The sequence below is a fragment of the Flavobacterium sp. GW823-FHT04A11 genome, from assembly GCF_058796535.1.
This window is the reverse complement of the sequence record NZ_CM179503.1, coordinates 1,350,985-1,363,521: the sequence shown is the minus strand read 5'-3', so window position 1 is coordinate 1,363,521 and position 12,537 is coordinate 1,350,985. Positions and strand designations below refer to the sequence as shown.

10 protein-coding genes are annotated in these 12,537 nt (G+C 33.0%); 7 read left to right on the top strand and 3 right to left on the bottom strand.

The genetic code is table 11. The features are described 5' to 3' along the window. Positions 1 to 155: 155 nt before the first annotated feature. Together AC3QL1_RS05985 and AC3QL1_RS05980 are read left to right on the top strand one after the other, a co-directional pair. Complete coding sequence (locus AC3QL1_RS05985) at positions 156 to 1,094, top strand: L-threonine 3-dehydrogenase (RefSeq protein ID WP_492495969.1); 939 nt, start codon at positions 156 to 158, stop codon at positions 1,092 to 1,094. 184 nt (positions 1,095 to 1,278) lie between these two features. Then, positions 1,279 to 2,472 carry a DUF418 domain-containing protein gene (locus AC3QL1_RS05980; RefSeq protein ID WP_492495967.1) on the top strand — a complete coding sequence of 398 codons (1,194 nt, stop codon included), beginning with the start codon at positions 1,279 to 1,281 and terminating at the stop codon, positions 2,470 to 2,472. Between the two features lie 76 nt (positions 2,473 to 2,548). On the opposite strand, the gene AC3QL1_RS05975 is transcribed toward AC3QL1_RS05980, so the two are convergent. Both AC3QL1_RS05975 and AC3QL1_RS05970 read right to left on the bottom strand, forming a co-directional pair. Beyond that, positions 2,549 to 4,429 carry a M1 family metallopeptidase gene (locus tag AC3QL1_RS05975; protein ID WP_492495965.1) on the bottom strand — a complete coding sequence of 627 codons (1,881 nt, stop codon included), beginning with the start codon at positions 4,427 to 4,429 and terminating at the stop codon, positions 2,549 to 2,551. A gap of 62 nt (positions 4,430 to 4,491) precedes the next feature. Then, positions 4,492 to 6,126, bottom strand: a complete 1,635-nt coding sequence (locus tag AC3QL1_RS05970) for a S8 family peptidase (protein ID WP_492495963.1) — start codon at positions 6,124 to 6,126, stop codon at positions 4,492 to 4,494. Positions 6,127 to 6,399: 273 nt separating this feature from the next. Here AC3QL1_RS05970 and AC3QL1_RS05965 point away from each other — a divergent pair, with 273 nt between their 5' ends. Continuing rightward, complete coding sequence (locus AC3QL1_RS05965; protein WP_492495961.1) at positions 6,400 to 8,103, top strand: T9SS type A sorting domain-containing protein; 1,704 nt, start codon at positions 6,400 to 6,402, stop codon at positions 8,101 to 8,103. A 70-nt stretch (positions 8,104 to 8,173) separates the two neighbouring features. Here AC3QL1_RS05965 and AC3QL1_RS05960 read toward each other — a convergent pair whose 3' ends face one another. Then, positions 8,174 to 9,031, bottom strand: a complete 858-nt coding sequence (locus tag AC3QL1_RS05960; protein ID WP_492495959.1) for an MBL fold metallo-hydrolase — start codon at positions 9,029 to 9,031, stop codon at positions 8,174 to 8,176. Between the two features lie 364 nt (positions 9,032 to 9,395). Here AC3QL1_RS05960 and AC3QL1_RS05955 point away from each other — a divergent pair, with 364 nt between their 5' ends. The 4 genes from AC3QL1_RS05955 to sufC are packed head-to-tail and all read left to right on the top strand — an operon-like array spanning position 9,396 to position 12,489. Continuing rightward, entirely contained in the window at positions 9,396 to 9,725 is a 330-nt protein-coding gene (locus AC3QL1_RS05955; protein ID WP_264535833.1) for a HesB/IscA family protein, read from the top strand. Between the two features lie 60 nt (positions 9,726 to 9,785). Beyond that, complete coding sequence (gene sufB / locus AC3QL1_RS05950; RefSeq protein WP_492495957.1) at positions 9,786 to 11,234, top strand: Fe-S cluster assembly protein SufB; 1,449 nt, start codon at positions 9,786 to 9,788, stop codon at positions 11,232 to 11,234. A gap of 6 nt (positions 11,235 to 11,240) precedes the next feature. Then, positions 11,241 to 11,729, top strand: a complete 489-nt coding sequence (locus tag AC3QL1_RS05945) for a flavodoxin family protein (protein ID WP_492495955.1) — start codon at positions 11,241 to 11,243, stop codon at positions 11,727 to 11,729. Between the two features lie 13 nt (positions 11,730 to 11,742). Next, entirely contained in the window at positions 11,743 to 12,489 is a 747-nt protein-coding gene (gene sufC / locus AC3QL1_RS05940) for a Fe-S cluster assembly ATPase SufC (RefSeq protein ID WP_166921563.1), read from the top strand. Positions 12,490 to 12,537: the final 48 nt, after the last annotated feature.

Below are 12,537 nucleotides of genomic sequence, written 5' to 3'. Positions count from 1 at the left end.
AAAAACTTTGCGTGCATTGCGGTAAAACAACAAAAAGTTGAACGGAGAATAATCCAAAAAAGCATCTTAATTGTTGTTAAATTTATAATTTGTTATTCTGAAAAGTAAAATTATTTGCGAAAACGTTATATTTGTGCATCTAAAAAACAACACAAATGAATCCAAAAATATTAATCATTGGGGCTTGCGGTCAGATTGGGACAGAACTCACCCAAAAATTGCGCAAAATTTACGGAACAGAAAATGTAATTGCTTCTGATATTCGAAAACTAAATACTGATGTTGTTAATTCAGGCCCTTTTGAAGTGGTTAATGCTTTAGATTTTAATCAAATTGAGCATCTTGTTGAAGTACATCAAATTACGGATATTTATTTGATGGCGGCACTTTTATCAGCTACAGCCGAAAAAAATCCTGCTTTTGCCTGGGATTTAAATATGAATTCCCTTTTTCATGTTTTAAATCTGGCTAAAGCCAAAAAAATAAAAAAGATTTTCTGGCCATCAAGTATTGCTGTTTTTGGACCTACAACTCCTAAAGAAAATACGTCGCAATATACTGTTATGGAACCTTCTACAGTTTACGGAATTAGTAAACAAGCCGGTGAAAGATGGTGCGAATATTATCATAATATTTATGGTGTTGATGTTCGAAGCATCCGTTATCCGGGCTTAATAAGCTGGTCTACACCTCCGGGCGGCGGAACTACAGATTATGCTGTTGATATTTTCTATAAGGCTATTGCCGATAAAAAATACGAGTGCTTTTTATCATCTGAAACAAAAATGCCAATGATGTATATGGATGATGCGATTAATGCAACTATCTCTATTATGCAGGCGCCTGAGGAAAAAATCAAAATACATTCTTCATACAATTTAGCAGCTATGAGTTTTACTCCAACAGAAATTGCTGCTGAAATTAAAAAACATATTCCTGAATTTACAATTACTTACGAACCTGATTTCCGTCAGAAAATTGCGGATAGCTGGCCGGCAAGTATTGATGATGCCGAAGCAAGAAAAGACTGGAACTGGCAACATACTTTTGATCTGGAATCAATGACAAAAGATATGCTAGAACATTTGGGATAATCTAAAATCTCCGATTAATTTAAAGCGTGTTATTCTAAAATATTTTTAGAATAACACGCCTTTTTTATGAAATATGTTTGACAATAAACGGCTCAATACATAATTTGATTAAATTTGGTTCTGTTAGAATAATTTCAAATTTATCTAAAATCATCAATCAAATCACAACAAAAAAGTTAATCAAATGACAAATTCTTATCATCCTGTCGAACAAGGCAAAAGAAATGCTATTGTCGACATTCTCCGTGGCTGGGCCATATTAGGGGTTGTAATTGGAAATTATTCCGGTCTTCCGCACCTCGCTGTGCCAAATGAAACTACTAGTTTTTTAACTGAAATACTATCTACTTTTGATCGGTATTTTTTCTCGGGAAAATCCTGGACTTTACTGACCATCTTATTTGGTTATGGTTTTGCCATTTTAATTAATAATGTTGCAGCAAAAGGCAAAAACCCTATTACTTTTTTTAGCTGGCGAATGCTATTACTTTTTGTTCTGGCTTTTATTCATTCTGCTTTTTGGTTTGGGGACATTTTAAAAGATTATGCTTTTTTAGGACTTGTATTATTGCTTTTTTATAAAAGTTCTCCAAAAACATTAGCCATTATTTCCGCTGTTCTTATTCTGAGTATTCCTTTTGTTATGGCTTTCATTAAGAGCTTTAATTTTGAAAGAATAGACATTATCTCAAATCCTGAATATTTAAAATTATATTATTCAGGAAACTGGCTGGACTTTTTTAAATTTAATTTATTGGCTTCTTTTTACCAACAAATTATTTCTCCGGGTTATGCCATTACGGCTCATCTTGTAATGCTGGCTTGTATGCTTTTTGGCGTTTTCCTTCAAAAAATAGATTTTTTTAATCGTTTAAACGAAATGAAAAAACTTTTAAAATATGTACTTATAATTAGCCTGGTTATTGCAGTTATAATCGGTGTTGGTTTTTATTTTGCTATTGAATACAAAGCTGGATTTCTTAAATTCTTCCATCCGTATTTCTGGCTTATTATAAGCTCAATGACTTTTATCGCAACCGGAATTATTTTATTGTACACTAACGGAAAACTCAAAACGATTTTCGAATATTTTAGTTACGGCGGTAAAATGACTTTGACCAATTATATCAGCCAAAGCCTTTTAGTTGCTTTTATTTTCTCCGGCATTGGTTTGGGAATATCCGATCCGATGCCTTATTGGTTTTACTTTTCACTGGCAGTTTTTGTTTTTATTATTCAATTGTTTATAAGCAAATGGTGGTTGTCAAAATACAATTACGGCCCTATTGAATATCTTTGGAGATGTGCCTCTTACAGGCAATGGTTTCCTTTTAAGAAAACGCATTCCGACATTCTAACAGAAATAAAAACAGTCTAAATATTTTAGATAAATTTGAAAAAGAAAAAGCCCTTAAAATAATTTTAAGGGCTTTTTTACTGAAGTTTATTTTTTTTTATTTCACTTCATAAACATTATTTGCAGCTTTCACATCAGCCATTAATCCGCTTGGATCGATAGTGATTTTTTTGATTGCTGTTTTGCTTTTATCAATTGTAAAACTGTAGTTTGACATTGCCCAGGCCCAGTCTTCCAAAACGGTTCTTTTTACATTCGGGTTTGGATTTGGCTTGATAAAATTCATCATTCTTAACGGAATGTAGAAACTTTCAGAAGTTCCGTCTGTATATTCAACAGTTAAATCAATTGGCATTGGCATTCTTCCGATTCTTTCTAAAGTAACGGTTGTTTTTCCTGCATTATCAGCTACATCCTTAATTCCGTAATCAATTGTGTTTGCAGTTTCTGCCCAATCAATTAAATACCAGTCCAATTCAGCTCCTGAAACTCTTTCTGCAGATCTTTTAATATCGTTTGGAGTTGGATGTTTGAATTTAAAATCGTTGAAATATCTTTTTAAAGTTGCATCTAAATTTTCTTGTCCGATAACGTAAACTAATTGAGACAAAAAGATACTTCCTTTTACATAAGATGAAATACTGTAAGGTCTGTTTTCGTCGTAACGATCTCCGTGTGTAGTTTGTGGCTGCTCTTTTCCGGAATTTACCAAACTATAATAAGCATTGTAATTTCCTTTAAACGGATTTGCTTCTTTTTTATCTCCTTTTAATTCATTCAAAGCACTGTCTTCGATGTAAGTTGTAAAACCTTCATCCATCCAGGGATGTTTTGATTCGTTTGAAGCCAAAATATGCTGAAACCATGAATGTCCTAATTCGTGTGTTGCAGTTCCCAGAATTCCTTCCAGAGTTCCGTTTCCTAACATTAAAGTACACATTGCGTACTCCATTCCACCATCTCCACCCTGAATAAAAGAGTATTGTTTATATGGATAAGCACCAACTTTATGATTGTAATAATCCATTACTTTCACCATTAAAGGTTCTAACTGTTTCCAGTTTGCAGTAGTTTTTGGATTGTTTTTGTAGAAGAAATGCAAATCAACATCGTTTGGTCCTTTTACAATATCATGTGTATATTCCTTGTCTGCAGCCCAGGTAAAATCATGAACATTTGGCGCGATAAAATGCCATGTTAATGTTTTTGCTTTTTTAGGATAAGTAACTGTTACACCACCATCTTCGTAACCGTGACCAATTTCATTTTTATCCTGTAAATATCCTGAACCTCCAATTGTGTATTCTTTGTCTATTGTAATTTTTACATCAAAATTTCCCCAAACACCATGAAATTCTCTGGCGATGTAAGGATCTGCGTGCCACCCTTCAAAATCAAATTCTGCCAATTTAGGATACCATTGTGACATTGATAATTCGACACCTTCGCTATTATTACGTCCTGAACGACGAACTTGAACCGGAACCTGTCCGTCAAAATCTAAGGTGAAAGTTGTTTTAGAATTTGGTAAAATTGGTTTTGCTAAAGTTACTTCTAATATAGTTCCTGAGGTTCTTGTTTGGGCTGTTACACCATCTTGTTTGAAATTTGTGATTTTTAAAAATCCAATCTCGTTTGGTTTTAACGTTTCAATTCGGCTTTGCTTAATATCCTTTCCATCGGCACCTTTTGTTTTGTTGACCATTCTTCCGTCAGGATCTTTGATCGAATGCAGACGCGCATCCATTTCGCTGCCTGGCTGAAATGCATTTGGAAACAAATGATAAAAAACTTTCTTTAAGGTATCTGATGAATTATTGGTATAAACCAATTCTTGTTTTCCTTTGTATTGATAGTTTTTTACATCCATAGAAACCTCCATTTTATAATCGGCGTGTTGTTGCCAATATGGAGCGTTTTGGGCAAAAGCTGAGTTTAAACCAAAACTCAAAAAAGAAAGTAGAATAATTTTGTGCATAATATTTATAATAAAAAATGGAAGAGTTTACACTCTTCCATTGGATTAGTATTGTATATTTTTTATTTTTTTGACATTTTTTCAGCCATCAATAAGGCATTATAAGCGTTTACCATTTTCGCTGTTTTTGATGATTCAGCTGAAGAAACTGCTACAGGTTCTTTATCTCTATCCGGATTTTCGCCCAAAACTACCTTTGCAGGAAGTGCTACTCCTGAATCCATTAAAATATGTTTTACCTGAGATGCTGTTAATTTTGGATAATAAGAACGGATTAGAGCGGCAACTCCGGCTGCGTTTGGCGACGCCATTGAAGTTCCCTGCAAAAATTTGTATTTATTATTTGGAACTGTTGCATAGATTTCTTCTCCCGGAGCAAAAACGTCCACGTTTATTTTTCCGAAATTTGAAAATCCTGCTACTACATTTGGTCCGTATGATTTGTTAATTGCTCCAATTGTAATGACGTTATCCGCAAATTCTTTGATGTTATCTGCAGCATCATTTGGATAATTGATGTTTTTTGTTTCATCGATATTATAACCGTCATTTCCTGCTGCATGAACAATTAAAACATCTTTTTTAGCAGCATATTTTATGGCATCATAAACCCATTCTTTATGTGGAGAAAAACTTTTTCCGAAACTTCCGTTGATTACTTTTGCTCCGTTATCAACTGCATAACGGATTGCCAAAGCGATATCTTTATCATATTCATCTCCATCCGGAACTGCTCTTACTGTTAAAATTTCAACATTACTGGCAACTCCGTCTCCGCCTAAATTATTACCGCGAACCTGCGCAATAATTCCGGCAACGTGAGTTCCGTGAAGTGCTTTTTCTTTATCCGGACCAAAAACAATATTATTACCATAATGATTGTTTTTAATGTCTTCAGGATTATCTCCTACGACTTTTCTTCCGTCAAATTCTTTGTTTAAGTTATAACTTAACTGATCGTAAACTTGCTCTTTATACTCTTCAAAATCAGCTTCAGGATCAAATGTTGGCCCGGCATTTGTAAAAATCTGAGTCATAATCATTTTACTTCTAGATACTTTTGGATCTGTAGAAGTAATGGCTGCTAAATCTTCAACTTTGTAAGTCGTTTTATTTAATTCTTTTTTAATCGTATTATGAACGTCTAATAAAAAATCAACTTGTTCCTTGTCTTTTAATGCTTTTTCATATTTCTCTGTATACTGAGCTAATGCATTTTTATATTCTGCAGAACCGTCGTCTTTCTTTTTAACGATACGGGTCATTTCAAGGTTTTCTGCTACAGCATTCCCAAGAAAATTCCATCCGTGAACATCATCAATAAAACCGTTTTTATCATCATCGATTCCGTTACCTGCAATTTCTTTAGGATTTGTCCAGATCATTCCTTTCAAATCTTCATGCTCAATATCTACACCAGAATCAACAATACCTACTATTACTTTTTTACCTGTTTTTCCCTGAAGTAATTCGGCGTAAGCCTTATCAACACTCATTCCCGGAATAGAATCTTTGATTAAATCAAGGTGACTCCATCTTTTTAATTCATTTTCGGTTACGGGTGCTTTTTTAACAACAGCTAATGGTGCAACAATGGCTTGTTTAGGAATTGAAGTTTGCGCTTGTAAGGTAGCGCTGCAACCTGCTAAAACAAGTAATGCAAAAGCAGATAAATTAAGAGGTTTTATATGACTCATGTATCTATTTTATAATAAAAGTTAAAATAAGCGCCTAAATTATGATTTTTTGTTACATAAAACTAACGATTAACACTGTGTTATGATTTAAATACGATAATTTAAGCTGTTTTTAGATTTAAAAGAAAGCTTTTTTTTACAAATATGAATTGAATTTTCTAATAATACCTCCAAAACAATTTTACGTGTAATTAAATATTTTAATACGCATTTCCGTAATAAAACATCATTTCAAATTTGTATACTTGCAATTGTTAAATCTAAATTTTATCTATGAAAACAAAACTACTTTTATTGCTATTGTTAGCAAATTTTTCTTTTTATGCACAAACTAATTTAGTCCCAAATGGAGGATTTGAAAACTGGACTGGCAATACATTGCAAAATTGGACAGTTTCGAATTCTGTTACTCAAAGTACTGATTTTGCTGAAGGGCAATTTAGCGCGAAATTAACAAATACGGGCTTAGCACCTAAAATTATAGCCTTGGTTCCCTTAAAAGCAGGCGTAACTTATACCATAAAATATAAGTATAAATATCTTAGTAATAATTACGGTGGTGATCATCCTATTTCATTAAAAATATCACAAAATGGAAGTTCTGCCAGCATCTCAAGCAGTGCATTTGCATCAAACAATAATTGGACTCAAAAAGAAACAACTTTTACACCTGATTCAGATCTTTCGTATGAGTTGTCAATTTCTACTTTTAACTTTGACAGTGCTACTTTTGAGGTTTTAATTGATGATGTTTTTGTTGTTGATCCTAATGAAAGTACAGCGCAATATACATTGATTCCAGATGTAAATTTTGAGAATAAATTAATTTCCCTTGGGCTTGATTCCGGCATTCCGGATGGAAAAGTGCTGACTTCAGACATTTCTTCTGAAACAGATTTGTCAGTTAGAAATAGTTCAATTACTAATTTAACAGGAATTGAAGCATTTACAGAATTAAATTCTTTAGATATTGCTAAAAATCAAATTGTAAATTTAGATCTTTCTCAAAATACAAAATTAGTTAGTTTATATGCCAGTGAAAACAAATTAACCAGTTTAGATATAACATCAAATACAGAACTGGAATCACTGGACTGTCAGAAAAATCAATTAACCAGTCTAAATGTTTCAAATAACACAAAACTGACTAGTTTAAATTTGGCAACTAATCAGATAACAGCTTTAGATGTTTCTCATAATACTGTTTTAAAAAGTTTAATTTGTGGTTCTAATAAGTTAACTAACTTAAATATTGATAAAAACATAACATTAGTTGACTTAAGATGTGGAAATAATTTATTGACCAGCTTAAATGTATCCAAAAATCCGCTTTTAGTTTATTTAATATGTCAAAGTAATCAAATTACTAGTCTAGACGTTTCTAATAATTTGGTAATTAGTCAATTGATGTTTCATTACAACAAAGTAAAAACCATAGACATTTCAAACAATCCTGAATTAACTTATTTTGATTGTTTATTTAATGAACTTACAAGTATTGATATATCGAAAAATCCAAAAATATTTGAGGTTGCATGTCAAAATAATCAATTAACTTATTTAAATTTAAAAAATGGCAATAATGCAAAATTTGATCTTTTATATTCTGACTTCAGAAATAACCCAAATTTAACTTGTATTATTGTTGATGACGTTGCCAATTCTAACACGAATTGGTCAAATCTAAAAGATGCCTCAGCTTCTTATGCTGCAAATTGTAATTTAGGTCTTGATGATGCTGTTTTTGCAAAAGCTACGATTTATCCAAATCCAACGAATGGAGAAGTAAACATTGACAATATCATTTTAGAAAAAGCTAATGTTTATAATGAATTAGGGCAATTGGTAAAAACGTTTTCTTTAGATTCAAATAATACCAATAATACAATCAATTTATCCGGATTACCAAAAGGTGTTTATTACATTTATTTGATCAATCAGGATGCGGCTTCGGCTAAAAAAGTTATTGTGAAATAACAACTAATTGCTTTGACTAAAAAATCCCATTCGCTGCGGCGAATGGGATTTTTTTATGTTTTAAAATTCTCTACAAAATATCTTCACAAGTAAATACTTCTTTCAATCGAACACCTTTTTCAGTATGTTCAACCGTTATAATCTGATTATGTGCATCATGTTCCAGAAACAAATAATGGTTATGATCTGCCGCTGCATTTAAAAATTTTGCTTTTTCAGGCATTGTCAATAAAGGTCTTGTATCGTAACCCATTACATAAGGAAGCGGAATATGACCGGCTGTAGCCAATAAATCGGCACAAAAAATGATTATTTTATCATTATATTGAATATGCGGAATCATCTGTTTTTCGGTATGACCATCAACATAATAAATTCCAAAATTCAATTCAGCAGAAAAGCCAAAATCACTTTCAGGACGTTTTATAAAGTTCAGTTGTCCGCTTTCCTGCATGGGTAAAATATTCTCGGATAGGAAAGAAGCTTTTTCACGCGGATTTGGTTTTGTTGCCCATTCCCAATGATTTTCGTTGGTCCAGTATTTAGCATTTTTAAACGCCGGTTCATATCCGGTTTTATCTGCATTCCACTGAACACTTCCTCCGCAATGATCAAAATGAAGATGCGTCATAAAAACATCCGTAATATCATCTCGGTGAAAACCATATTTCGCCAAAGAGGTATCTATAGAATGTGATCCCCAAAGCGAGTAATATCCAAAAAACTTTTCTGATTGTTTATTTCCCATTCCGGTGTCGATCAAAATCAATCGGTTTCCATCTTCTATAAGCAAACAGCGCGCTGCAATATCAATCAAATTATTGTTATCTGCCGGATTGGTTTTATTCCAGATTGTTTTAGGAACAACACCAAACATGGCGCCTCCGTCTAATTTAAAATTTCCGGATTCTATAGGATAAAGTTTCATGAGTATAAATTTCGAATAAGTAAACAAAGCTAGGAAATCAAATTTCCCTACACTAAAAATTTTCATTTAAAAAAGTGAAGCTTTGCTATTTCATCATAAAAACAGACCTTATTTACATATAATTATTAGTATATCTTCCAGTTTTTTAGATTTAAAAGCGGATCAGAGGCAACTTTGATTTATAAAAATAACTATTATCTATTTTAACATTTGTTATAATAATGTGAAGCGTTATGGAAAAAGGTTTTTAAGTCGTATCTTTGCAGATAATTTCATTTCAACATTGACATACAGCACTTTAATTGTAATAAATTCATTACTGTTTAGCTGTACATTAAAATGAAGAAAAACAAATACCATAAAAATGATAAAAGTTTCTGATACAGCCAAAAAGAAAATCATCGACTTAATGAATGATGATGGTTTTGATGCCGCTCATGACTACGTACGTGTAGGTGTGAAAAGCGGTGGATGCTCTGGTTTGTCATATGATTTAAAATTTGACAAAACCAAAGGCGACGACGATAAAATATTTGTAGACAACGACATAACAATTGCAGTTGAAAAAAAATCATTCCTGTATTTAGCCGGAACAATTCTGGAATTCTCTGGCGGATTAAATGGAAAAGGTTTTGTATTCAATAATCCAAATGCAAGCAGAACTTGTGGTTGTGGTGAATCTTTTTCACTATAAATTAAAAGCAAAATTTAAACGCTTTAGAAATAATTTTAAATCGTTTTAAAAAACTAAAAAATGTCAAAATATACTGAAGACGATTTAAAAATCGAACTCGAAACCAAAGAATACGAATACGGATTTTATACCAATATTGAGTCCGAGACTTTCCCTATTGGTTTAAATGAAGATATTGTAAGAGCAATTTCTCTTAAAAAAGAAGAACCTCAATGGATGACCGACTGGCGCATCGAGGCTTTTCGTGCATGGAAAGAAATGATCGAACCGGAATGGGCAAATGTTCATTACGAAAAACCGGATTTCCAGGCAATCTCTTATTACTCAGCTCCAAAACAAGTCGATCCAAGTAAAACTCTGGACGATGTAGATCCGGAACTTTTAGAGATGTACAAAAAGTTAGGAATCTCTGTCGACGAACAAAAAATGATGAACAATGTCGCGATGGATATTGTTGTCGATTCTGTTTCTGTAGCTACTACTTTCAAAAAAACATTAGGAGAAAAAGGAATTATTTTCTGTCCAATTTCAGAAGCTATAAAAGAACATCCAGAATTAGTTCGTAAATATTTAGGAACAGTTGTACCTCAAAAAGACAACTTCTATGCAGCATTAAACTCAGCGGTTTTCTCTGACGGAAGTTTCTGTTATATTCCAAAAGGTGTTCGCTGTCCAATGGAACTTTCAACTTATTTCAGAATCAATCAGGCAGGAACCGGACAATTCGAAAGAACTTTGGTAATTGCTGACGAAGGAAGTTATGTTTCATACCTTGAAGGTTGTACGGCTCCAAGTCGTGACGAAAATCAATTGCACGCTGCTGTAGTGGAACTAATTGCTTTGGATGATGCTGAAATTAAATATTCTACTGTTCAAAACTGGTTCCCTGGAAACAAAGAAGGAAAAGGTGGAGTTTACAACTTCGTAACTAAAAGAGGTTTATGCGAAACAAACGCTAAAATTTCTTGGACACAAGTTGAAACTGGTTCTGCTGTAACCTGGAAATATCCTTCTTGTGTACTTAAAGGAGATAATTCGGTAGGAGAATTTTATTCAATTGCCGTTACCAATAATCACCAGCAAGCTGACACTGGAACTAAAATGATCCATTTAGGTAAAAACACTAAATCGACTATTATTTCTAAAGGTATTTCGGCTGGTAAATCACAAAATAGTTACCGTGGATTAGTGCAAATTAGCCCAAGAGCTGAGAATGCAAGAAACTTTTCGCAATGTGATTCTCTTTTAATGGGAAACAATTGCGGAGCGCATACTTTCCCTTATATCGAAAGTAAAAATCCATCGGCAAAAATAGAACACGAAGCAACTACAAGTAAAATTGGAGAAGATCAGGTTTTTTATTGCAACCAAAGAGGTATCCCAACTGAAAAAGCAATTGCCTTAATTGTAAACGGTTTCAGTAAAGATGTTTTGAACAAATTGCCAATGGAATTTGCTGTTGAAGCTCAAAAATTATTAGAGATTTCTTTAGAAGGATCTGTAGGTTAATTACAAATGGAAGGTAAGAAAGTAATCATTTTAGGTTCAGCCAGAAAAAACGGAAATACAACCCGAATTGTGGATGAAATTTCTAAAGAATCCGGAATAGATGTAATTGATTTAAGTGATTATAATATTTCTCATTATGATTACGAAAGCAAAAATATAGAAGACGATTTTTTGCCTTTAATAAGAAGAATACTTGAAGAGTACGATACTTTAATTTTTGCAACGCCAGTATATTGGTATAACATGAGTGGAATAATGAAGGTTTTCTTTGATCGTTTTTCGGATTTAATCCGAATTGAAAAAGAAACCGGACGAAAACTCAGAGGAAAGAAAATTGGCGTGATATCAAATTCACACGATAATGAAATTGAAGAAAGTTTTTACATTCCGTTCAAAAAAACTGCCGATTATTTAGGCATGGAATATTTAGGACACGCGCATTTTAATGCCAACATCCTAAACCAAACAACAAAAATAGAATTGACATTTATATAAAATAAAAAAAACAATGTTATCAATAAAAAACCTTCACGCCTCAATTGGTGATAAAGAAATCCTAAAAGGAATTAATATAGAAGTTAAAGCTGGCGAAGTACACGCTATCATGGGACCAAACGGTTCTGGAAAAAGTACACTTTCGGCTGTAATTGCCGGAAACGAAAACTATGAAGTTACTGACGGAGAAGTTTTCCTAGACGGAGAAGATCTTGCTGATTTAGCCCCAGAAGAAAGAGCACACAAAGGAGTTTTCCTTTCTTTTCAATATCCTGTAGAAATTCCTGGAGTAAGTGTTACAAATTTCATGAAAACTGCAATTAATGAAACTCGTAAAGCAAACGGTCAGGAAGAAATGCCGGCTAACGAAATGCTAAAAGTAATTCGTGAGAAATCTGAATTATTAGAAATCGATCGTAAATTTTTATCCCGTTCTTTAAACGAAGGTTTTTCGGGAGGAGAGAAAAAAAGAAACGAAATCTTTCAAATGGCCATGTTAGAACCAAAATTAGCCATCCTTGACGAAACCGATTCTGGTCTTGACATCGATGCTTTAAGAATTGTTGCTAACGGAGTTAACAAATTAAAAAGCGAGAAAAACGCTATTATCGTTATCACGCACTACCAACGTTTGTTAGATTATATCGTTCCTGATTTCGTTCACGTACTTTACAACGGAAAAATCGTAAAATCAGGCGGAAAAGAATTGGCTTACGAATTAGAAGAAAAAGGATACGACTGGATTAAAGCAGAAAACTAGTTTACAGTTACAGTTTACAGTTTGCAAAAACTCATAACTTATAACTCA